Here is a 22,697-nt window from a genome sequence, read left to right on the forward strand (position 1 = left end):
TTCTGTTTCCTTCCGCCGCTCGCTTACGCATTGGCCGCTGCACTGGCAGCAACTGTCTTGTTGCGCTTTTCGAGCACCGCTTCGGTGATCGAGTTCGGGATGCGGCGCGGTGTTTCCACCAGGCCGAGAACTGGCATCGCGACCAGGAAGAAAGCAAAGTAAAGAAGCGTGCAGATCTGTGAAATCGTCGTGAACAGGCCTTCCGCCGGTTGTGAGCCGAGCCAGCCGAGGATGATCGCATTGATCACGAACAGCCAGAAGAACAGCTTGTACCAGGGACGGTAGACGGCCGAGCGGACCTTGGAGGTGTCGAGCCAGGGCAGGAAGAACAGCACGATGATCGCGCCGAACATGACGAGCACGCCGCCGAGCTTGGAGTCGATCGGGCCGACGTTGAAGGTGATCGAGCGCAGCATCGCGTAGAACGGCAGGAAGTACCATTCCGGAACGATGTGGGCCGGCGTCTTCAACGGGTCTGCCGGGATATAGTTGTCGGCATGGCCGAGAAAGTTCGGCAGGTAAAAGACGAAATAGGCATAGACCAGCAGGAAGACGGAGACGCCGAGCGCATCCTTCATCGTCGCATAAGGCGTGAAGCGCACCGTGTCCGTCTTCGTCTTAACCTCGATGCCGGTCGGGTTCGTCTGGCCGGTGACGTGCAGCGCCCAGATGTGCAGGACGACGACGCCGGCGATCATGAAGGGCAGCAGGTAGTGCAGCGAGAAGAAGCGGTTCAGCGTCGGCTGATCGACGGCGAAGCCGCCAAGCAGGAACTGCTGGATCCATTCGCCGACCAGTGGGAAGGCTGAGAAGAAGCCGGTGATGACGGTCGCGCCCCAGAAGGACATCTGGCCCCAGGGCAGAACATAGCCCATGAAGCCGGTCGCCATCATCAGGAGGTAGATGACGACGCCGAGAATCCAGAGGATTTCGCGCGGCGCTTTGTAAGAACCGTAATAGAGGCCGCGGGCAATGTGCAGGTAAACGGCGACGAAGAAGAAGGAAGCGCCGTTGGCATGCATATAGCGCAGCAGCCAGCCGTGGTTGACGTCACGCATGATCTTTTCAACAGAGTTGAAAGCAAGCGACGTGTCGGCGGCATAATGCATGGCGAGCGTAACGCCTGTCAGGATCTGTACGATCAGCATGACGGCGAGCATGGCACCGAAGGTATAGGCATAGTTAAGGTTTCTGGGAACCGGATATGCAATGAAGCTGTCATAGACCATGCGCGGCAAAGGCAGGCGCGCATCGACCCATTTCTCAAGGCCGGTTGATGGCTCGTAGCTGGAATGGCCACTCATTAATCAGTCTCCCCTCAACCGATCTTGATCTTGGTATCGGATATAAATGAAAAGGTCGGAATCGCCAGATTCTGCGGCGCGGGACCCTTACGAATGCGGCCGGCCGTATCGTAGACCGAGCCATGGCAGGGACAGAACCAACCATTATATTCGCCGGCCTGGCCGAGCGGAACGCAGCCGAGATGGGTGCAGGTGCCGATCATGACGATCCAGTTTTCTTTGTCCTTGCCGCCTGAACGGTCAACACCCGTTGCCTGGGCCTCGGGCGGCAGGTTGGCATTGCGGGCGACCGGATCCTTGAGATCCGCCAGCGGAACATCGGCGGCAGCCTTCACTTCTTCAGGCGTACGGTTACGAATGAAGATCGGCTTGCCGCGCCACTTGACCGTCAATGACATGCCGGGCTCGAGGCTCGCGACATCGACTTCGATGGAGGCCAGCGCCAGCGTCGACGCATCCGGTCGCATCTGGTCGACGAACGGCCAGGCAACCGAGACGGCGCCGACAGCGCCCGCCATACCAGTGGTGAGATAAAGGAAATCACGGCGAGTAGGCTCTGTCGAAGCCTCGCTTGTCGTTACGTGTTCGCTCACGGCCTAACCATCCTCTGCGCAAATATTGCGGAATTCCGCCCTGCCCCCTCTGCCGGCGAATCGATCTGGACACAATTCGGCCATAGATTCCCCGGCAATCCGGCGCGTTCTAAGCTTGATCGCAAATTATGTCCAGCCTTGGCAAGGGGACGAGGGCACAATGTCGCGGGAATTTCCGATGAATTTTTTAAGGCAAACACGAGCTTGCCCTCATGTTGCATTGCAACAAAAAAGCCACCGTGATAGGCGCAGTCGCAGCCAAGCCAGCGAGCCGGACCGGAGCGGATGAGAGACACGATTTTTTGCGTATTCAGCGTTCTCACCACCCTCGTCCTCGCTATCGTCTCGCTGCGGTATGTCACCGATTTTTATCTGCTCTCCTTCTTTTACAGCTTCCAGGTCCACTTGGCCGTTGCCGCGGCAGCCGCCTCCGTTGCGGCCCTTCTCGTCAAACGGCACTGGTATGCGCTGCTGACGCTCGGCGTATCCGTCGTCCTTGCCGTCCATGGCGTCGTGATGATGCGCGAGTTCGTCGAGCCGGCTGTCGATCAAAACCGTCCGGCCCTCTTCAAGCTGATGTCCTTCAATATCGAGAATGATAATTTCGCCAATGGCGCCGATATCGCCGACATGGCGATCGCCTCAGGCGCCGACGTCGTCAGCATCCTGGAGGCCGAGCCGCTGCTGCCGGAACTGCCTCGGCTCTTGAAGACTTATCCCTATTATATCGGCTGCGGAGTCGGCATGCAGGAATGCGACACGCTGGTGCTGTCGAAGCGCCCGCTCATCGAACCCCGCATCCGCAATCTCGGACTGCTCTGGCGCAACCGGCTGACGATCTCGACGATCGATTTCGACGGTCAGAAGGTCAATTTCCTCGCCGCGCACCTGACCAAACCCTATTACGACGAATTCCACGGCCTGGAAATCGAAGATCTCGCGGAAATTATTCCGTCCCTGCCGGGGCCACTCGTCCTTGCCGGCGATTTCAACACGTCGATTCTGGCGCCCGACGTGCAGTATCTGATGCGCAGCCAAGGGCTGGGCACGGTCTCGCTGGAGCCGGCGACATGGCCGATCGCAGCAGGCGCCTTCGGCATTCCGATTGATCACGTTTTCAGCCGGGCGCCTCTGCGGCTGAAATCGGTCCGCCGCATCGAGAACAGCTTCGGTTCAAATCATTTTGGCCTCATGGCGGAATTCGCCGTCGACCCTTGAGACCGCGTCGCCGTCCGCCGCGAGGAACCCGCCGGACTGGCGCGCCCAGAGCTCGGCATAGAGCCCGCCGCGGCGAAGCAGTTGATCATGGCTACCCTCCTCGATGATGCGGCCGAGATCGACGACGATCAACCGGTCGAGTGCTGCAATCGTCGATAGCCGATGGGCGATCGCAAGCACGGTCTTGCCCTCCATGATCCGGTGGAGATTGGACTGGATCGCTTCCTCCACTTCCGAATCGAGCGCCGACGTCGCTTCGTCGAGGACGAGGATCGGCGCGTCCTTCAGCATGACGCGGGCAATGGCGATGCGCTGCCGCTGGCCGCCTGACAGTTTGACACCGCGTTCGCCAACATGCGCATCGAAGCCTCTGCGCCCCTGCTGATCCTGCAGACGCTCGATGAAGTCGATGGCTTCGGCGCGTATGGCTGCTTCGACCAACCGCTCCTCACCGGCATCTGGCCGTCCGAACAGGATATTGTCGCGCACCGAACGATGCAGCAGCGAGGTGTCCTGGCTGACGACGCCGATCTGCATTCTGAGCGATTCCTGCGTCACGGCTGCAATATCCTGGCCGTCGATGAGAATGCGCCCGTCCTGAATGTCGTAGAGGCGCAGCAGCAGGTTCATCAGTGTGGACTTGCCCGCGCCCGAACGACCGACGATCCCGACCTTTTCGCCGGGATGGATTGTCAGGGAGAAATTCTCGACGACCGGCAGGTGACCCTTGCCGTAGCGGAAGGAAACATTGTCGAAACGGATGCCGGGCTGCCGGATCACCAGGCTCTTCGCATCCGGCCGATCGACGAGCCCCAGCGGTTGAGAGATCAGCTCGGCGGCGTTCTGGATGGTGCCGAGATTGCGCATGATGCCATTGAACTGCGTCATCAGCCGCCCGAGCAGAAAATTCAGCCTGAGCACCAGCGCCAGCGAGAAGGCCACGGCTCCGGAGCTTACCATGCCGCGCAGCCAGAGATCGACGCTCAGCCCCGCCATCGTCACGATCATCAGGCCGGAGAGCAGCGCCATCGAGGCCCTGACCCCGGTGATGAAGCGCGTGAAGCGCAGCACCGTATCCTGATAGATATCGAAGCCCTGCCGCATATAGCGGTCGCTTTCCTCGTCGCGGGCAAACAGCTTCAGCGTCTGCATGTTGCTGTAGGAATCGACCATCCGCCCGTTCAGCATCGATCCGGCCTCCGCCGTTTCGCGGGAATGCTGGCGGATCCTCGGAACGAAATGGCGGGCAAGCAGGCTGAAGGCGCCAAGCCAGAACAACACTACGGCGGCAAGGGAAAAGTCCAGCCGGGCGACGAGCACGAGCGTCGTCACGGCATAAATGCCGACGAACCAGACGCTTTCCATCAGCGAAGTGACGAGATCTCCGGTCGCCTGCCCGGCCGACCAGACCTTGGTAACGATGCGCCCGGAGAAATCGCTCTGGAAGAACGATAAAGACTGCCTGGAGACATGGAGATAGGATTGCCAACGTGCTAGATTATAGAAGCCCGGCGTGATCACCTGCTGATCCACGAGCGCGATCAGGAAGGCGACGACGAAACGCACGAGCCCGATGAGAGCGAGCATGCCGAACAGCTCGCCGCCATGGGCCGCCAGAAGACCGCTCCAGCCGGCGCCGGGCGTGATACTGCCGAGGATATCGACCAGCCGGCCGACGAACCAGAAAAGTGCCGCCTCGATTGCCGCCGATGTGCCGCCGAGAACGAGCATGGCGACGAAGGGCATCTTCGCCTGGCCGATATAGAACCGGATGAATCCGAGCGTCGAGCCCGGCGGCTGAAGGTTGGCGCGCGGACGGAACGGATCGATCCAGGTTTCGAACAGGCGAAGGATGGGGCGCAGGAACATGGAAGCGATATAGGCGGATTGGGAGGAGCGGCAAAGGGAATGAAAAGCGGACTCAACCTTATATTTTGGTAATGATCGATAACATCGGCGGCATCGCCATTGATTACCCCCGAACCGGTCACAATCTGACGATACGATCGCGCTTCACCGGAGAGAAGGCCCATGGAAACGAAAATGCTCGATGCGCATATTCCGCTTCCGCTCGCGGAAAGGCTCGACGCCCTCGCGCTCGACCTGGCATTGCCGCGCGACGTAATTGTTACCGAGGCCGTTACCGCCTGGCTCGACCACGAGGAGCGCCGCCGCATCGCCACGCTGCGCACACTCGCCGCCGCCAACACCATCATCCTCGTCGAACATGACCGCGTGATCGACTGGGCCGACAGTCTGTGAATAGATAGCGCGGCCGCCAGCAGTCCGCAGCACCGCTGGCAGCCACACTGTAAAGCCAGGATAGGAATTACCGGCCCTCCCCGCCTCCGCCGGGAGGGCCCTTTATCATTCCGCCGCCACTTCCGCTTCCTCGGCGTGATCGGAGAGGAAGCCGCCGGACTGGCGGTTCCAGAGGTCGGCGTAGATGCCGCCGCTCTCGATCAGTTCGCTGTGTGAGCCGGCCTCGATGATCCGGCCCTTGTCGAGCACGATCAGCCGGTCCATCTCCGTCAGTGTCGACAGCCGGTGGGCAATCGCGATCACCGTCTTGCCCTCCATTAGGGCGAAGAGGTTTTCCTGGATAGCCGCCTCGACTTCGGAATCGAGCGCCGAGGTTGCCTCGTCGAGCACCAGGATCGGCGCGTCCTTCAGGAAGACGCGGGCGATCGCGATGCGCTGCCGCTGACCGCCGGAGAGCTTGACGCCGCGTTCGCCGACCTGCGCATCAAGCCCTTGGCGGCCCTGCATGTCGACGAGCCCTTCGACGAACTCCCAGGCATTGGCACGCTTGGCAGCCTCGATGATCTCGGCATCCGAGGCGTCGGGTCGGCCATAGGCGATATTGTCGCGAATTGAGCGATGCAGCAGCGAAGTATCCTGCGTCACCACGCCGATCAGCGAGCGCAGGCTTTCCTGCGAGACGCCGGCGATATCCTGCCCGTCGATGGTGATGCGGCCGCCCTCCAAGTCGTAGAAGCGCAGCAGCAGGTTCATCAGCGTCGTCTTGCCGGCTCCGGAGCGCCCGACGAGACCCACCTTCTCGCCTGCCTTAATATCGAGCGACAGGTTGTCGATCACACCCTTGCTCTTGCCATAGTGGAAGCGGATGCGGTCGTAGTGGATCGCGCCCTTCTTTGCCGTCATGGGAGGCGCGTCCGGCTTGTCGACGATGTCGTGCTGTTTGCTCATCATCTCCATGCCGTCATAGACTGTGCCGATATTCTCGAACAGCGCCGAGACTTCCCACATGATCCATTGCGACATGCCGTTGACGCGCATGGCAAGACCGATGGCGATGGCGATGGCGCCGACCGAGATCGCCCCGTTCAACCAGAACCAGATCGACATGCCCGAGACGACGAACAGCGCAACGCAGTTGTTCAGGTAGACGCTGATATGGAAGAGCGTCACCTTGCGCATCTGCTTGTGCACGGTCTGCAGGAACTCGTCCATGCCTTCCTTGGCATAGACCTCCTCCCGGCCGGCATGTGAAAACAGCTTGACGGTGGCGATATTCGTATAGCTGTCGACCACGCGCCCCGTCATCATCGAGCGGGCATCCGCCTGCGCCGCAGCGATCTTGCGAAGCCGGGGCACGAAATAGGAGACGATGCCGATATAGACGGAGAGCCAGACGAGGATCGGGATCATCAGCCGCCAATCGGCAGCCGCGATGACGATGATCATCGTCAGGAAGTACGTCACGACATAGACGAAGACGTCAAGGATCTTCATCACCGTCTCACGCACGGCGAGCGAGGTCTGCATCACCTTGGTCGCCACACGCCCGGCAAACTCGTTGGCGAAGAAGGTCATGCTGTGGCGCAGCAGGAAGCGATGCATCTGCCAGCGGGCGCTCATGGGATAATTGCCGAGCAGCATCTGGTGCATGATGAGGGAATCCAGGCCCGCCGTCAGAGGCAGGCCGATCAGCACCAGCGCCGCCATCCAGAAAAGCTTGTGGCCTTCCGTCTGCAGGAAGGTGGCGCGGTCGGCATTCGTCAGCCAGTCGACGATATCGCCGAGGAACTGGAAGAGCGCCACTTCGCCGACGGCGATCAGCGCCGTCAGCACGGCCATCAGGCAGAGCCACGGCGCTGCCGGCTTGCTGTAGTGCCAGCAAAAGGCAAAAAGACCCTTTGGCGGAGCGACGGGCTCCTCGCTCGGAAAGGGATTGAGTCGCTGTTCGAACCAGCCAAACATGAAATTGCTCCGAAACGTCAGCGTTTCGGCTCCCGGCTTCGCGCCATCCCGGCGTTACGCAAGCACATATGGGAACCGAACGTTCAAGGGGCGAGGCTGAAGCAGCCGCACAATGGATCAAAAAGGGGGATTCAAGAAGAAAAGCGCTCTAGCGGCGCCATGTCGCCCTAATCGGCATCACGGCGGGAAAGCGCATATCGAGCAAAATATTCATGACGGCCCTCCCTGCTGGCGATTAAAGATGTGCATGGATAACGCGAAAATGGCGAAATTTCCAGCCCTATAATGGCGTAAATTGAACGTTTCTCGGCCAAAACGCGCAGTTGCGGCGAAATGGCAGTTGCTTTAGGTCTTGCCCGTTCTAGCGAAATAAGCAGCGTGTGATGACCGACCTCAGATTGGCACTCTACCAGCCGGATATAGCAGGCAATACCGGCACGATCCTGCGTCTTGCCGCCTGCCTCGGCTTTGCGGTCGATCTGATCGAGCCCGCCGGCTTCGACGTTTCCGATCGCAACCTGAAACGATCCGGCATGGATTATATCGCCGCCGCCGCGCTGACCCGCCATGTCAACTGGGACCGCTTCGAGGCGTGGCGCGCCACGACCGGCCGCCGCCTGATCCTCGCCTCGACCAAGGCGGCCGATCGCTACACCGATCTGGTCTTCCGTTCGGACGACATCCTGCTTTTCGGGCGCGAAAGCGCCGGGGTGCCGGATCATGTGCACGATAGAGCCAATGCCCGCATCCTGATCCCGATGGTCGGCGGACAGCGCTCCATCAACGTCGCCGTCTCGGCTGCCATGATCGTCGGCGAAGCGATGCGCCAGACGGTCTGGGCATAACTGTATCGGTTCGACGCCACGACTATCAGCTCCCGAATATGTCGCAAAACGACGTTGCCAATCCGCCAAAGCGGCGTATATTTATTAGCCGGGCAATCAAAAAGATCGCATTGCTCCTACGATTCCAAGCGGTTGGAACAGCCCAAATCTCGTTAGCTTCGCCTCTTTGGAAGGAAGAATAAAAACAAGAAAATGGATTCCACAATTATCATGATCAACCTGTTCGGTGCCGTGGCATTGCTGCTGTTCGGACTTGCGCAGGTGAAGGACGGTGTGTCCAGGGCCTTCGGCGCACGGCTGAGAACGGGGTTGGCGACCGGCACGCGTGGCGGTTTCCGTTCCTTCCTGTCCGGTCTCGTCGCGACTATTGCACTGCAGAGCTCCACGGCGACGGCGCTGATGACCGCGTCCTTCGTCGAGCGCGATCTGATCAGGCCGCGCATGGCGCAGATCGTCTTGCTCGGCGCCAATGTCGGCACTGCGATCACCGCCTGGATCGTCGCCACCGGCATCGAATGGCTCTCGCCCCTCCTGATCCTGGCCGGCATCGTGCTTTACCGCGGCCGCTCCAGCACCCGCCAGGGCGGCGGCGCAGCGCTGATCGGCATCGGGCTGATGCTGCTGTCGCTGCATCTGCTCGGCCTCGCGACGGAACCGATGCGCGCCTCCCCCGCTCTCGCCGCCTTTATCGGCCTGCTGGACGGCGCGCTGCCCGTAGCGCTGCTCTTCTCGGCGGCCCTTGCCTTCCTCTCCTCATCGAGCCTGGCAGTGGTGGTGCTTATCCTGTCGCTCGCCTCAGCGGGCCTCGTCTCGGCTGAACTCGTCATCGTGCTCGTGCTCGGCGCCAACCTCGGCGGTGCGATCCCGCCCGTTATCGCGACATTGTCCGGCCCGGTTTCGGCGCGGCGCGTCACCCTCGGCAATCTCGCAGTGCGCGCGTTCGGATGCTTCATCGCCCTACCGCTGGCGGGTTATGGCGCCGAACTCATCCAGATGCTGCCCTTTGGTCCGGCCAAGCTTCCGGTCGACGCGCATCTCGCCTTCAACCTTCTGCTCGCAGCACTCGCCTGGCCTTTTTCCCGGCCGCTGGCCACCCTGATGGCTCGGCTGGTGCCGGATCAGCCGGAGCCTGACAACGCCCCGAAATATCTCGATGCGCAGGAGCTTTCGACACCCGTCATCGCGCTCACCAGCGCGACCCGCGAAGTGCTCGGCGTCGGCGACCTCATCGAGCGCATGCTGGTCAGGGTCTCAGAAGCCTTCGAACAGAACGATTCCGGCAAACTTGCTGAAATCCCCGCGCTCGAGGAGCGCGTCGACCGGCTGCAGCAGGCGGTGAAGATCTATCTCTCGAAGCTCGGCCGCGAAGGTCTCAGCGACGAAAACGCCCGCCGCTCAATCGTCGTAATCGACTACGCGATCAATCTCGAACATATGGGCGACATTATCGAGAAAGGCTTGCGGGAAGAGGTGGCGAAGAAGATCTCGCTCGGCCTGAAATTTTCCGACGACGGCCATCAGGAACTGCGCAAGCTGTTCGATCTGACGATCGACAATCTGCGCGTCGCCCAGACGATCTTCGTCACTCGCGATTTCAATCTGGCGCGGCAGATGATGGAGGTAAAGGTCGAAGTGCGCCGGATGGAGAAGCAGTCGGCCGAGCGCCATCTCGAACGCTTGCGCGACGGCCGCGCCGACAGCCTGCAGACGAGCTCGCTGCATCTCGACATGCTGCGCGACCTGAAGCGCATCAATGCCCACATCGTCTCGGTGGCGCATCCGATCATGGATGAGAGCGGCCTCTTGATCGAAAGTCGCGTGCGGCCGGCGGCTGAGTGACGATCAATCGGCCGAAGGCAGGCGGCGCATGGTGAATTCGATCTGGTCGCCGTCGAGCTGACGCCAGCTTTCCACCTCGGTCCAGTAGGCGGCTTTCGGATATTCGTCGAACCATTCGCGCGCCTTGGCGCGTGCATCGAGAAGGCCGAGGCAATATGTCTCACGCACGAAATGGTCTTTCCGCCGGGAGGACGTTTCCGCCCGATGTCTCGCTATCCTGCGCTTCAGGCCGTCGAAGGACGGAGGCCCTGGAACTTTTTTCATCAAACCTACCTCTTCGGAAAAGGTAGTATCGAAATTCGGGATTTGCGAGTCGAATCTTGGAAGCGCGTGGGCGTGCCGCCTTGGCTTGGCGAGACGCGGGGCCACCTGCTAAACGGGGCGGGTAATCGAGAATGAGCGAGTCGCTTCCTATGCAGATGCCGACCGCCGGAGGCGCGACATGGAAAGACCGGAACTGCCGATCGGCTTGCCTGAGGATATCGAAGAGAAGAAGGCCGCCGCCCGCAACTGGTTCGAAGGACTGCGCGATACGATCTGCGCCTCCTTTGAAGCCCTCGAAGACGAGCTGGAAGGCCCGCTCTCCGATCAGGAGCCCGGCCGCTTCACCGCCAAGGACTGGTCGCGCGAAAACGGCGCCGGCGGCGGTGGCCGCATGTCGATGATGGAAGGCCGGGTCTTCGAGAAGGTCGGCGTCCACACCTCCACCGTTCACGGCGAATTCTCCCCGGACTTCCGGGCGCAGATACCCGGCGCCAAGGACGATCCGCGTTTCTGGGCCTCGGGCATTTCGCTCATCGCCCATCCCGTCAATCCCAACGTTCCGGCCGTGCATATGAACACCCGTATGGTGGTCACCACCAGCCGCTGGTTCGGCGGTGGCGCCGACCTGACGCCGGTTCTGTCGCGCCGCCGCACCCAGGAGGACGAGGACAGCCAGCTCTTCCACAAGGCGATGGAGATCGCATGCCGCAATCATGCCGTCGCCGATTACGATGCCTACAAAGCCTGGTGCGACGAATATTTTTTCCTGAAGCATCGCAACGAGGCCCGCGGCATTGGCGGCATTTTCTATGACTGGCTGTATTCGAGCGAGGATGCCGGCGGCTGGGACGCCGATTTCGCCTTCACCCGCGATGTCGGCCGGGCGTTCGCCATGGTCTATCCGAAAATCGTCCGGTCCAACTTCAATAAGCTGTGGACAGAGGCCGATCGCGACGAACAATTGATCCGCCGGGGCCGCTACGTCGAATTCAATCTGCTGTATGATCGCGGTACGATCTTCGGCCTGAAGACCGGCGGCAACGTTGAATCCATTCTCTCGTCCTTGCCCCCCGTCGTCCGCTGGCCATGAGACTGTGATATCTCGTCGATAAATTCGAGTTGATTGACCTTCACGAAAATTAAGCGCGTCCTAACTTTATATGTATGTGCGTAACAATCGGAGGAGGATTGTCATGACGATACAAAGTGGTTCGCCTGCGTCCACGGATGTCCAGGAAACATCCCGCACAATCGACACATCCGAGTTTCTGACACGCATCGCCGAGAAATTGCGGGCCAAGAGCGGCTCGGATCTGCCGCTGTCCTGCTTCATCGAGCAGGTCAAGCTGCAGCTGGCCGGCGGAAAATCCCCGGAACAGCTGCAGAACGAAGCAGCGGCCGCCAATAGCAACATGCCCGGCCAGCTTTCGGATACCTACAAAGCCTGGGCGATGCCCGACTGACACGGCCTCTACTGGCCGGCATATCGATGCCGGCCGGAACCTTCCCTCCCCCCGCACATTCATAAATCGCGTGAGAAGCGCGATCGTCTTTGTGTTTTAAACAGAGGAGAAGACCATGCGACTTTTCGAATGCGGCACTCTCGTCCCGGGCTGCGCCTGGCATACACGGGCGGATAGCGACGCCGAGGTGGTCCGCCGCGCCGTCGAGCACCTGAAAAATGCTCACGGCGAAACCACGATCCGCGAGAACATGGTGGATAATATCAAGTCTCGCATCCGAGACGAGGTCAACGCAGCCTGATTATTGCACTCGTTCCTGCAGCCGGGCGAGCAGCGCCGCCCGGTCGGAAACGAAATTTTCTTCCACCCACTGGTTTTCCAGGCCGGCAAGCAGCTCACCGACGCGCGGGCCGGACGGAATTCCCGCAGACATCACGTCGCCGCCGTTCAGCGGAAATTGCGGCTTCTTCCAGTTCGCGGCCTGATCCAGGAGCTTGGTGAGCCGGGCGGACCGCGCCATTTCGTCGAAATCCCCTTCAGCCTTGCCCCGCGCAACGCCGAGCGCCAGCTTCAGCCGCGTCGTGATGCCGTCGGCACCGTTGCGGTAGAGCAACCGTTCGAAGGCGGCCGACGACATGTCGTCATTGACAGGTGCTGCCATTGCCCAGGCCTTGAGGAAAGCCGCTTCCGCGTTCGCAAGCTTGAGCCGGGCTGCCAGTGCCTCCAGCCGCGCCGCATCGGGCGGCACGATCGCCGCAAGCCGCAGCAGCGGATCCGGCGTCCAGCCGAGCGCCTTTTCAGTGGCGACCAGCGAAGGGATCGCATCGATCCCCCATTTTTCCGATTCCGGCAGGATTTCCGTCAGCACTGCCACCTGCCGCATCCAGAGCAGCGCCCGGCCGGGATCGACAGCACCGAGCAGCTTGCGCAGCTCCGACCAGACCCGCTCCGCCGACAGCGTCTTCAGCTTCGAACGCGCCGCCGAACACGCCTTCAGTCCCTCGGCATCCGGGCGTCCGGAGCCGTAATAGGCAAAGAAGCGGAAGAAGCGCAGGATGCGCAGATGATCTTCCGCAATACGCTTTGCCGCGTCACCGATGAAGCGGATGTTACGTCTCTCGATATCGGCAAGCCCGCCGACCAGATCCACCACCTCGCCTTTGGCATCGGCATAAAGCGCATTGATGGTCAGATCCCGCCGCTCGGCATCGGCCTTCCAATCGGTGCTGAAGGCAACCTTTGCGTGGCGGCCGTCGGTCTCGACGTCGGTGCGAAGCGTCGTCACTTCGAAAGGCTTGCCATCAATGACGAGCGTCACCGTGCCGTGCTGCAGGCCCGTCGGCACCGCCTTGATACCGGCCGCGCCCGCCCGATCCATCACCACCTCCGGCCTGAGCGTGGTGGCGATGTCAATATCGCTGACCGGCAGGTCCATCAGGCTGTTGCGCACCGCGCCGCCGACCACCCGCGCTTCTCCGCCCTCGGCCCCACCATTGGCATTGAGGAGTTCCAGGATGCGGCCGAGCGCCGGGTCGCGGAACCATGCTTGGTCGGCAACACCGGTCATGCATAAAGTCTTTCGTAAAGCGTGCGGACGATGCCGGCGGTGATGCCCCAGATCATTCTGGTTTCATAGGGCATCCGGTAGAAATGCCGGTCGACGCCGTCGACGACACGCCTGTCGCGGGCATGGTTGGCAGGGTCCATCAGGAAAGAAAGCGGCACCTCGAACACGTCGGCCACCTCGGCCGGGTTCAGCGTCAGTGCGAAGCCCGGCGAGACGACGCCGAGGACCGGTGTGATGCGAAAGCCGGTCGAGGCAAGATAATTCGGCAGCCGCCCGACGGTCTCGACGAAGGAACCGGAAAGACCGATCTCCTCTTCCGTCTCGCGGATTGCCGCCATCTCAGGTGAGATATCGGCCGGATCGATCGAACCGCCGGGAAAAGCGATCTGCCCGGAATGTTTGCGCAGCGTCGCCGTTCGCTTGGTAAAGATCACGTGCGCCTCGTCACCGGCATCGACGACGGGCACGAGCACGGCCGCGTCGCGCAGCTTGAAGGTCTCAACCTCGGCGACGATATCCGGATTGAGGACATGATCACCGTGATCGCGCCAGGCATGGTCGACCGGTCCGCCATTCTGGTTGAGCGCGCGGCGGCGGAATTCGGCTGCGGAGAACAGCGGATAACGGTGGGTGATCGCATCATTCATCGGCAAAGAGCATCCAGTTCGTCGGCCGGCATGACAGGAAAAACCTCGCCAGAGGAGCGGATCGCAAACATCGCCCGTCCCTGCACGTCGAGAATCTCGCCAAGCGCGACCAGTTCATACATCACCGCACGCGACACCAGCGCCTCCAGCCGCCCGCGCACATGCAGATAGGGTTTAAGTTCGGCGTTGCCGTCCGCAATGGCAAAGCGCAGCCGATGCTGTCCTCCCGCCTCCACGACATCGCCGACATTGGTTCGCAATGTCAGCACCTGTTTACCCTCCCGATCCGTCACACTCATCTCCACGGCAATGAAGGGAGCGTCGGCGACCCTGATCCCGACCTTTTCCACAGGAGTTACAAGATAGGTCTTCTCATCTTCGTCCTTGCGCAAAACCGTCGAAAACAGCCGCACCAGCGCCGGCCGGCCGATCGGCGTGCCCATGTAGAACCAAGTGCCGTCGGCTCTGATCTCCATATCGATATCGCCGCAGAAAGGCGGATTCCACCGCTCGACCGGCGGTAAGCCGCGTTTTTTTCCGCCGCTTTCGTCAGAGGCGCGCGAAATCATGGCGGCAAGTCCTGCCGCATCCGCCTGTCCGCTGATTTCCTCGGCTGCCATTCTTCCGTCCCGGTTTGTCCTTAACGAAGTGATGTCACGAGATAGTCATTCGCAACGAACTTGTCAGCCCGTCACATCTCCATAACTCTATCGAGTATGAGGCACATGTATAAGTCCGCCGATTCGCTGCCGAATGATTTCAGCCGTTGGAGATGCCTATGGGTATGATGAAGACCGAAGCCAGCCTCGATGAAAAGGCAATCGTCGCCGCCGCCGAAAAGGCGCTCTCCGATATCGCCGCCATCCGCGGAGAGGTCTCGAAGGTGATCTTCGGTCAGGAAAGCGTCGTCGAGAACACCATTCTCGCCGTGCTCTCCGGTGGTCATGCCCTGCTCGTCGGCGTTCCCGGCCTTGCCAAGACCAGACTGGTGACGACACTCGGCGAAGTCCTCGGCCTCGCCGCCAACCGCATCCAGTTCACGCCCGACCTGATGCCCTCGGATATTCTCGGGTCCGAGGTGATGGATCAGGACGACAGTGGACGCCGGTCTTTCCGCTTCGTCAAGGGTCCTGTCTTCGCTCAGCTACTGATGGCCGACGAGATCAACCGCGCCTCGCCGCGGACCCAGTCGGCGCTTCTGCAAGCCATGCAGGAATATCACATCACGATCGCCGGCCAGCGTTATGACCTGCCGGCGCCCTTCCATGTGCTCGCCACCCAGAACCCGCTCGAGCAGGAAGGCACCTATCCCCTGCCCGAAGCCCAGCTCGACCGTTTTCTGCTGCAGGTCGACGTCAACTATCCCGAGCTCGCCGCCGAACGCCAGATCCTGCTCGAGACGACGGGTCTGGGAGAAACCCGGCCGGCAGCCGTCATCGACGCGCAGCGGCTGATCGAGATCCAGACGCTGGTGCGTCAGATGCCGGTGAGCGACACGGTCGTCGACGCCATCCTGGCGCTGGTGCGGTCCGCCCGCCCCGGCCAGGGCAATGCATCGACCGACAAGAACGTCGCCTGGGGTCCGGGTCCTCGCGCCGGCCAGGCGATGATGCTTTGCGCCCGTGCCCGGGCGCTCTATGAAGGCCGCCTGGCGCCCTCGCTCGACGATATTTTTGCGCTGGCCGAACCCATTCTCCAGCACCGTATGGCGCTGACATTCGCCGCCCGCGCCGAAGGCATGTCGGTGCGCGACGTCATCGCCGGACTGGTCAAGCAGGCAAAGGGATAAGGAAGCCGGACGCGTGGCATCTATCGGACAGATCGTCAATCCGACGTCAGGCAGCGATGCCCTTTCCCGCGCCAGGCAGCGGGCCGCCCTGGTGCCGGACTGCCTGGTGGAAGCCAAGCGCATCGCCAATACGGTGATCGCCGGCTGGCATGGCCGCCGCAAGCGCGGCATCGGCGAAAATTTCTGGCAGTTCCGTCCCTATGCCGAGGGCGAAAGCCTGTCGCGCATCGATTGGCGCCGCTCCGCCCGCGACGATCATACCTATGTGCGCGAGCGCGAATGGGAAGCGGCCCACACGATCTGGCTCTGGTGCGACATGTCGCCCTCGATGATGTACAAGTCGAGCTATGGCAGCGTCTCCAAGGAAAGTCGCGCGCTGGTCGTCATGCTGGCGCTGGCCGAGATACTCGCCCGCTCCGGCGAGCGTATCGGCTGCCCCGGCATCATGGATCCCGCCTCCACCCGCAATGCCGCCGAGCGTCTTGCGGCCGCGCTCATGCACACGCCGCTGACCGGCGGTCTGCCTGAAACGGCAATGATTCGCGGCTGGAGCGACCTCGTCCTCATCGGCGATTTCCTCGATGATGCACCGGCGATCATGGAACGCCTCGGCCCGCTTGCCCGCCGCGGCCTGCGCGGCCACGTGGTCGAGATATCGGATCCCGCCGAGGAAATATTCCCCTATAGCGGCCGCACCGAATTCACCGATCCGGAGAGCGGCGCCAAGCTCATCTCCGGCCGCGCCGAACACATCCGCGAAGCCTATCGCAATGCCTACCTCGCCCGCAGGGACAGCCTCGGCCAGTCGCTGCGCCATCTCGGCTGGACCTTTGCGACGCACCGCACCGATCATCTTGCCTCGGAGGCGCTGGTCGCGGTGCACATGTACCTTTCCGGCATGCCGGCCAAGGCAACGCATGGAGGGCAGCTGTGAACGCCCTTCCTTTCGCTTTCGCCTTTCCCGCCATTCTGGGCGCACTCGTCGCCTTGCCGGTCATCTGGTGGCTGCTGCGGCTGACGCCGCCGCGGCCGAAGACCGAGGTCTTCCCGCCGCTGAAAATCCTCGCCTCCGTTTTGAAGCGCGAGGAGACGCCGGCGCAGAGCCCGTGGTGGCTGACGCTGCTGCGCATGCTGCTCGCCGCCACCGTCATTCTTGCGATCGCCGATCCGGTCTTCAATCCGCGCACCAGTTCGCTCGCCTCAGGCGGCCCGCTCGTCCTCTTCGTCGACAACAGCTGGGCGGCGGCCCCAGACTGGGAGCGCCGCATCCAGACGGCCGACGCGTTGATAGACGACGCCGAATCCGCCGGCACGCCGGTGTCGATCGCCTTCACCGCCGATCCGACCAACAACGCCGTTCCAGGCACCGCCGCGGCCGCCCGCGACAAGCTGCGCGCCGCCGAGCCGCGACCGCTGGTGCCGGACCGCGAGCGCGCCTTCCAGGCGCTGCGCGCGGCGTTGAACGGCGTCAAACCCGGGACCCTCGCCTTCCTGACCGACGGCGCCGCTGTCAAGGCCAACGACGCGACGGTGCAAAGGCTCGCGGAACTCCAGCCCGCCGATCTCCGCCTGATCGAGGGCGATGCCGAACGGACGGTCGCGATCACCGCGGCCAACAATGCGGCCGATGCCATGACCGTCAAGGTCACACGGCTTAACAGTTCGCGCGCCGCATCCGTGGCGCTGAATGCGGTCGATACCCAGGGGCGCTCGATTGCCAACGGCAGGGTGGATTTCCGCCCCGGCCAGAGCGTGGCGACAAGTTCGATCACCGCCCCCTTCGAAATGCGCAACGATTTCGCCCGCGTCAGCGTCGACAACGGCGCAACGGCCGGCGCCGTTCACCTGCTCGACGATGCATTCAAGCGCCGCCGTGTTGTCTTGCTGTCTGGTGAAGGCGGGGATGAGTTCCAGCCGCTGCTCTCGCCGCTCTATTATATCCAGCGGGCGCTGCAGCCCTATGCGGATCTGATCCAGCCCAGCGATTCCGACCTTTCGGTCGCCATACCGAAACTTCTCGCCAGCAATCCCTCCATCATCATCATGGCCGATATCGGCCGTCTGCCTGAAGAAACCTACGAACCGCTGACGCGCTGGATATCGAATGGTGGCATGCTGCTGCGTTTTGCCGGTCCGCGCATGGCCGCAGCCCCTGCCGACGATCCGCTGATCCCCGTCATCCTGCGCCAGGGAGAGCGGGCGCTGGGCGGCACATTGTCCTGGAGCGAGCCGCAGTCGCTCGCCGAATTTCCGAGTTTCGGGCCTTTCGCCGGCATAGCGCGTCCCGCCGATGTCGTCGTCAAGCGGCAGGTGCTTGCCGAACCGACGCCCGATCTTGCCGAACGCACCTGGGCGAGCCTGGCTGACGGCACGCCGCTGGTGACGATGAAGCAGCTCGCATCTGGACAGATCGTCCTGTTTCATGTGACCGCGGAAGCGACCTGGTCCGATCTGCCGATCTCAGGCACTTTCGTCGACATGCTGCGCCACCTCCTGCAAATATCGCGCTCGGGCGGCGTCACGTCGGAGGCGCGCGGCAATGCGCGTGTCTCCGAAACCCTGCCGCCATTCCGGATGCTGACGGCCAAGGGCACGCTCGTCTCCGAGACGGGCGCGGCGCGACCCCTCATTCCACAGGCCGGAGCCGAACCGACGGCGAATTTCGACAACCCGCCCGGGCTCTACGGTTCGGAAGACGGTTTCACCTCCCTGAACGTATTGCCTGAGGACGCCGAACTGACGCCGCTCGACACAACCGGGACCAATGCCGTGCGCGAAGGCCTGATTGGCGGCGAGAGCTGGTCGGCAAAGCCCGTGCTTTTTCTCGCAGCCTTTCTGCTGCTGCTGGCCGACAGTCTGGTCGTCCTTTTCATGAACGGCGCGTTCTCACGATTGCGCCCGGCTGCCCGCACAGCGGCGATGATCGCCATTGCGGTCAGTGTCGGCTTCCTCGTGCAACCCGGCATGCTTCATGCCGATGACTCGCAGCCCGGCGACGACCTCATTCTCCAGAGGCTCGACAATACGCATCTCGCCTATGTCGTCACCGGCGAACGGGACGTGGACGAGATATCCGAGCGCGGACTCGAGGGCCTTACCCAGTTCCTGACGTTCCGCACGACGCTGGAGCCGGCGCCGCCCGTCGGCATCGACCCCACCAAAGACGAACTCGCCTTCTATCCGATCATCTACTGGCCGGTTTCGGCAACGGCGCCGATGCCGCCGTCGGCGGCGATCAGCCGCATCGACGCCTATATGCGCAACGGCGGCACCGTGCTTTTCGATACGCGCGATCAGATTAGCTCCCTGGACAATGGCGGCAATATCAGCGCCAACGGCCAGAGGCTGCAGGCAATCCTCGCCAATCTCGACATTCCGCCGCTGGAACCGGTGCCATCGGACCACGTGCTGACGAAATCCTTCTATCTCCTGTCGAGCTTTCCCGGCCGTTACACCGGCAGCCCGCTTTGGATCGAGGCTCGGCAGGGTGGCCGCGAAGCGACCGAAAAATCGGCTGCGACGGCCGACGGCGTTTCGCCGATCCTGATCACCGGCAATGATTTCGCCGGCGCCTGGGCAGTCGACGATAACGGCGTGCCGATGCTGCCGACCGTGCCGTCCGATGAAGCGCAGCGCGAATATGCCTACCGTGCCGGTGTCAACATCATGATGTATATGCTGACCGGCAACTACAAGACCGACCAGGTCCATGTTCCCGACCTTCTCGAACGGTTAGGACAGTGAGATGACCTTCGACTTTTCGCCTTTCCTGCCCTGGCCGGTTCTGGCCGCACTGGCCGCCGTCAGCGTCATCATCGCCGCCTTCGCGATCTGGCGCGGCATTCGCGGCGCCTGGATCAGAACGCTGGCGGCGCTCGCCATGCTGACCGCCCTTGCCAATCCGGTGCTGCTGCAGGAGGATAGGGATCAGCTGTCGACGATCGTCCCGGTTCTCGTCGACCGAAGCCAGAGCCAGCAGACGCCCGATCGCGTCAAGATGACCGACGATGCGCTGGCGGCGTTGAAGGGGCAGCTCGCCCGCTTCCCCCAGATCGAGCCCCGCTTCGTCGATGTCGAAGGCGACGTCAATTCCGATGTGCCGTCGACGCGCCTGTTCGACGCGCTGTCGGCCAACATCGCCGATGTTCCGCCTGCCCGCATCGGCGGCGCCATCATGCTGACCGATGGTGAAGTTCACGATGTTCCGGCCGCCAATCAGGCGCTCGGTTTCGATGCGCCGATCCATGGCCTCATCACCGGCAAAGCCAACGAATTCGATCGCCGCATCGAAGTCATCAAGGGGCCGCGCTTCGGCATCGTCAATGAGGAGCAGCAGGTCGTTCTGCGCGTCTTCGACGACGGCCCGAGCCCCGGCGGCACGGCCAATGTCACGGTAAAGCTGAACGGTGACGAGATCGCCACCCTTCAGGCGACGCCCGGTCAGGATACGCCCTTCTCCTTCAAGGTGCCGGCCGGCGGCAGCAACGTGCTCGAATTTTCCGTTGCCGCACTTCCGGGCGAGGTCACCACTGCCAACAATCGCGCCGTTCACGTCATCGACGGCATCCGCCAGAATCTCCGCGTCCTTCTCGTCTCCGGCGAGCCGCATGCCGGCGAACGCGCCTGGCGCAACCTGCTGAAATCCGATGCCTCGGTCGATCTTGTCCATTTCACCATCCTGCGGCCGCCGGAAAAGCAGGACGGCACACCGATCAACGAGCTGTCGCTGATCGCCTTCCCGACGCGCGAACTCTTCGTCGACAAGATCAAGGATTTCGACCTGATCATCTTCGACCGCTACCAGCACCGCGGCGTGCTGCCGCTGCTTTATTACGATTACATCGCCCAATATGTCGACAATGGCGGCGCGCTGCTGATCGCCGCCGGTCCCGAGCATGCCGGCCCCGACTCCATCGCACTGACGCCGCTTTCCTCGGTCCTGCCGGCAACGCCCACCGGAGAGATGATCGAAAAGGCCTTCTACCCGCGCCTCTCCGAGGAAGGCCGCAAGCATCCCGTCACCCGCGGCCTGGACGGTTCGGGCGAGGATCCGCCGCATTGGGGCCGCTGGTTCCGCAGCGTCGATGTCGATCGGCCGCAGGGCGAGACGATCATGCTCGGTGCTGACAACCACCCGCTGCTGGTGCTGAACCGCGCCGGCCAGGGCCGGGTCGCCATGCTGCTTTCCGATCAGGGCTGGCTCTGGGCGCGCGGCTTCGAAGGCGGCGGACCGAACGTTTCGCTCTATCGCCGTATCGCCCATTGGCTGATGAAGGAGCCGGCGCTCGAGGAAGAAGCGCTGACGGCGCGCGCCGCCGGCCGGACGCTTGAAGTCACGCGCCAGACGATCGGCGACAATCCGGGCAACGCCACCGTGCGTTACCCCTCGGGCAAGACCGAAACCCTGCCGCTCACCCAGGCCGAACCGGGGCTCTACAAGGCCGAGAAGCGGATGGATGAAATCGGCCTCTTCGAAATCCGCAACGGCAAGCTGTCGACGCTTGTCCATATCGGCGCCGTCGACGCACCGGAATTCAAGGCGATGATCTCGACGACCGATGTGCTGAAGCCGGTCACCGAGAGAAGCAAGGGTCTCGTCACCCGCGTCGCCAACGAAAACGGCAGGATCAGCGTGCCGCCGATCCTGCCGGTACGCGGCCAGGTCCGCGTCGCCGACAATGATCGCATGATGATTCGCATGACCAGCGAGACGGTCTTGAAGGGCATCAACACGCTGCCGCTCTTTGCCGGTTTTGCCGGCGTCGGCATCCTGCTGTTGGCCTTCGGAACCATGTGGTGGCGCGAGGGGCGGTAATCTGATGTCGGAATTCGAGCTGACCGCCTCACCCTCGCCGGAGGAACTGGCGGCGATCACCGATGCGCTCTCCGCCTTCAACGCGAGTGATGTCGGCCCCTCCGATCGCCGGCCGCTTGCCGTTCTCATCCGCGATACCGACGGCAAGCTGACCGGCGGCCTGTCGGGCTTTACCGCCTGGGGCTGGCTCTTCACCCAGATGCTCTATATTCCCGACACGTTGCGCGGCACCGGTCTCGCCGGCAAGCTCCTCGCAAAAGCCGAAGAAGAAGCGAAAGCACGAGGATGCCGCGGCGCCTGGATCGACACCTTCAGCCCGCAGGCTCTCAGCGCTTATCTGCGCCAGGGCTATGAAGTTTTCGGCGAGCTTGAGGATTTCCCGGAAGGCCGCACGCGCAGCTTCCTCCGCAAACGTCTGTAAATCATCCGTGCCAGGCGATGATGCCCTTCAGCCGCTCGTGTGCATCCTCGGCGATCGGCACGACGAGCACGCGGCCGGGATCGACGGGGCCTGGAAAGGAAAGCGCGTTGTAGGCAACCTTCTGGAAGCCGAGCGGGCCGTAATAGGGCGGATCGCCGACGAGGATCACGGCTTCCGAGCCCTTGCGTCTGGCCGCCTCCACCGCGATCCGCACCAGTTCGCGGCCGATGCCCTGATTCTTGTGCGAGGGACGGACGGCGAGCGGGCCGAGAAGATGGCCCTTCACCGTGCCGGCCAGCACCGGCGTCATGCGCACGGAAGCGATCGTCTCGCCATTATCGGTGCAGATGAAGGAGAGCGACAGATCGTGCGGCCCCTGCTCGCGAATGCGCGCTGCCGCCCGCGTGAAGCGGCCCGGCCCAAAAGCTTCTTCGTTGATATGTTCGATGGCGGCGTCATGAGACGCGTCTTCGGTGAGGTAGACGAGATCGTGCTTGTACATGATGGCAGAAACCGGATGGACAGATTGATGGGTCTCGAACACGCCTTGGGCGTTCGGGAGCATCAGCGTCGTCGCGGGTTTCTGGCAATAAACATCAGGCAGGAATCCTAAAACCGTGAAAGGCCGATAGCAGGAAAAATTTCCGCCGTCCAACGCAAAATGCACACGACAGCACTGGAAATTATGCAGCGCCAAAACAACGTGAC

Annotated in this window: 21 protein-coding genes; 12 read left to right on the forward strand and 9 right to left on the reverse strand. The window is 62.3% G+C overall.

What is annotated here, in order from left to right:
* Positions 1 to 23: 23 nt before the first annotated feature.
* Entirely contained in the window at positions 24 to 1,304 is a 1,281-nt protein-coding gene (locus OS035_RS27650) for a cytochrome b (protein ID WP_097626689.1), read from the reverse strand.
* A 14-nt stretch (positions 1,305 to 1,318) separates the two neighbouring features.
* Positions 1,319 to 1,897, reverse strand: a complete 579-nt coding sequence (gene petA / locus OS035_RS27655; protein ID WP_097626687.1) for a ubiquinol-cytochrome c reductase iron-sulfur subunit — start codon at positions 1,895 to 1,897, stop codon at positions 1,319 to 1,321.
* Between the two features lie 285 nt (positions 1,898 to 2,182).
* Between petA and OS035_RS27660 the strand changes: the two genes are divergently transcribed.
* Positions 2,183 to 3,115, forward strand: coding sequence for an endonuclease/exonuclease/phosphatase family protein (locus OS035_RS27660; protein WP_131711512.1), 933 nt, complete (start codon positions 2,183 to 2,185; stop codon positions 3,113 to 3,115).
* Here the strand turns inward: OS035_RS27660 and OS035_RS27665 are convergent.
* The gene (locus OS035_RS27665; protein WP_097626683.1) at positions 3,071 to 4,984 is read right to left on the reverse strand and encodes an ABC transporter ATP-binding protein; all 1,914 of its coding nucleotides are present in this window, start codon (positions 4,982 to 4,984) and stop codon (positions 3,071 to 3,073) included. The two genes, OS035_RS27660 and OS035_RS27665, sit on opposite strands and share 45 nt — an antisense overlap.
* A gap of 162 nt (positions 4,985 to 5,146) precedes the next feature.
* On the opposite strand from OS035_RS27665, the gene OS035_RS27670 reads away from it, so the two are divergent.
* Positions 5,147 to 5,377, forward strand: coding sequence for a CopG family transcriptional regulator (locus tag OS035_RS27670; protein ID WP_097626681.1), 231 nt, complete (start codon positions 5,147 to 5,149; stop codon positions 5,375 to 5,377).
* Between the two features lie 105 nt (positions 5,378 to 5,482).
* Here OS035_RS27670 and OS035_RS27675 read toward each other — a convergent pair whose 3' ends face one another.
* Complete coding sequence (locus OS035_RS27675) at positions 5,483 to 7,339, reverse strand: ABC transporter ATP-binding protein (protein ID WP_097626679.1); 1,857 nt, start codon at positions 7,337 to 7,339, stop codon at positions 5,483 to 5,485.
* 383 nt (positions 7,340 to 7,722) lie between these two features.
* Between OS035_RS27675 and OS035_RS27680 the strand changes: the two genes are divergently transcribed.
* Together OS035_RS27680 and OS035_RS27685 are read left to right on the forward strand one after the other, a co-directional pair.
* Entirely contained in the window at positions 7,723 to 8,184 is a 462-nt protein-coding gene (locus OS035_RS27680; RefSeq protein ID WP_097626677.1) for a tRNA (cytidine(34)-2'-O)-methyltransferase, read from the forward strand.
* A gap of 192 nt (positions 8,185 to 8,376) precedes the next feature.
* Positions 8,377 to 10,023 carry a Na/Pi cotransporter family protein gene (locus tag OS035_RS27685; RefSeq protein ID WP_131711510.1) on the forward strand — a complete coding sequence of 549 codons (1,647 nt, stop codon included), beginning with the start codon at positions 8,377 to 8,379 and terminating at the stop codon, positions 10,021 to 10,023.
* A gap of 3 nt (positions 10,024 to 10,026) precedes the next feature.
* Here the strand turns inward: OS035_RS27685 and OS035_RS27690 are convergent, their stop codons facing one another.
* Positions 10,027 to 10,287, reverse strand: coding sequence for a hypothetical protein (locus OS035_RS27690; protein WP_003565536.1), 261 nt, complete (start codon positions 10,285 to 10,287; stop codon positions 10,027 to 10,029).
* Positions 10,288 to 10,465: 178 nt separating this feature from the next.
* Between OS035_RS27690 and hemF the strand changes: the two genes are divergently transcribed.
* From hemF to OS035_RS27705, 3 genes are all read left to right on the forward strand, one after another.
* On the forward strand, positions 10,466 to 11,377 hold the full coding sequence (gene hemF / locus OS035_RS27695; protein WP_097626673.1) for an oxygen-dependent coproporphyrinogen oxidase: 912 nt from the start codon (positions 10,466 to 10,468) through the stop codon (positions 11,375 to 11,377).
* A gap of 103 nt (positions 11,378 to 11,480) precedes the next feature.
* The gene (locus OS035_RS27700) at positions 11,481 to 11,750 is read left to right on the forward strand and encodes a hypothetical protein (protein WP_064840017.1); all 270 of its coding nucleotides are present in this window, start codon (positions 11,481 to 11,483) and stop codon (positions 11,748 to 11,750) included.
* Between the two features lie 115 nt (positions 11,751 to 11,865).
* The gene (locus OS035_RS27705; protein ID WP_003593041.1) at positions 11,866 to 12,051 is read left to right on the forward strand and encodes a DUF1059 domain-containing protein; all 186 of its coding nucleotides are present in this window, start codon (positions 11,866 to 11,868) and stop codon (positions 12,049 to 12,051) included.
* Here the strand turns inward: OS035_RS27705 and OS035_RS27710 are convergent, their stop codons facing one another.
* Genes OS035_RS27710 through OS035_RS27720 form a run of 3 tightly spaced genes read right to left on the reverse strand, consistent with a single transcriptional unit; the run spans position 12,052 to position 14,584 of the window.
* Entirely contained in the window at positions 12,052 to 13,317 is a 1,266-nt protein-coding gene (locus tag OS035_RS27710) for a CCA tRNA nucleotidyltransferase (RefSeq protein ID WP_331814269.1), read from the reverse strand. It abuts the gene before it with no gap.
* Positions 13,314 to 13,964 (reverse strand): CoA pyrophosphatase, encoded by a 651-nt coding sequence (locus OS035_RS27715; protein ID WP_097626670.1) that lies wholly within the window; start codon positions 13,962 to 13,964, stop codon positions 13,314 to 13,316. Before OS035_RS27715 ends, OS035_RS27710 begins: the two co-directional genes overlap by 4 nt.
* On the reverse strand, positions 13,961 to 14,584 hold the full coding sequence (locus OS035_RS27720; protein WP_097626668.1) for a DUF1285 domain-containing protein: 624 nt from the start codon (positions 14,582 to 14,584) through the stop codon (positions 13,961 to 13,963). The genes OS035_RS27715 and OS035_RS27720 overlap by 4 nt, the downstream gene beginning before the upstream one ends.
* Before the next feature lie 158 nt (positions 14,585 to 14,742).
* On the opposite strand from OS035_RS27720, the gene OS035_RS27725 reads away from it, so the two are divergent.
* Genes OS035_RS27725 through OS035_RS27745 form a run of 5 tightly spaced genes read left to right on the forward strand, consistent with a single transcriptional unit; the run spans position 14,743 to position 21,989 of the window.
* Entirely contained in the window at positions 14,743 to 15,753 is a 1,011-nt protein-coding gene (locus OS035_RS27725) for an AAA family ATPase (protein ID WP_003593035.1), read from the forward strand.
* A gap of 13 nt (positions 15,754 to 15,766) precedes the next feature.
* Positions 15,767 to 16,687 carry a DUF58 domain-containing protein gene (locus OS035_RS27730; RefSeq protein WP_097626666.1) on the forward strand — a complete coding sequence of 307 codons (921 nt, stop codon included), beginning with the start codon at positions 15,767 to 15,769 and terminating at the stop codon, positions 16,685 to 16,687.
* On the forward strand, positions 16,684 to 19,497 hold the full coding sequence (locus tag OS035_RS27735) for a DUF4159 domain-containing protein (RefSeq protein WP_183777598.1): 2,814 nt from the start codon (positions 16,684 to 16,686) through the stop codon (positions 19,495 to 19,497). Before OS035_RS27730 ends, OS035_RS27735 begins: the two co-directional genes overlap by 4 nt.
* Before the next feature lies 1 nt (position 19,498).
* The gene (locus tag OS035_RS27740) at positions 19,499 to 21,568 is read left to right on the forward strand and encodes a hypothetical protein (protein ID WP_183777597.1); all 2,070 of its coding nucleotides are present in this window, start codon (positions 19,499 to 19,501) and stop codon (positions 21,566 to 21,568) included.
* A 4-nt stretch (positions 21,569 to 21,572) separates the two neighbouring features.
* Positions 21,573 to 21,989, forward strand: a complete 417-nt coding sequence (locus tag OS035_RS27745) for a GNAT family N-acetyltransferase (protein WP_097626660.1) — start codon at positions 21,573 to 21,575, stop codon at positions 21,987 to 21,989.
* Between the two features lies 1 nt (position 21,990).
* Here OS035_RS27745 and OS035_RS27750 read toward each other — a convergent pair whose 3' ends face one another.
* Positions 21,991 to 22,554 carry a GNAT family N-acetyltransferase gene (locus OS035_RS27750; RefSeq protein WP_097626825.1) on the reverse strand — a complete coding sequence of 188 codons (564 nt, stop codon included), beginning with the start codon at positions 22,552 to 22,554 and terminating at the stop codon, positions 21,991 to 21,993.
* Between the last annotated feature and the right edge of the window lie 143 nt (positions 22,555 to 22,697).

The organism is Rhizobium sp. 268 (assembly GCF_036571585.1).
GTDB classification, from domain to species: Bacteria; Pseudomonadota; Alphaproteobacteria; order Rhizobiales; family Rhizobiaceae; genus Rhizobium; species Rhizobium redzepovicii.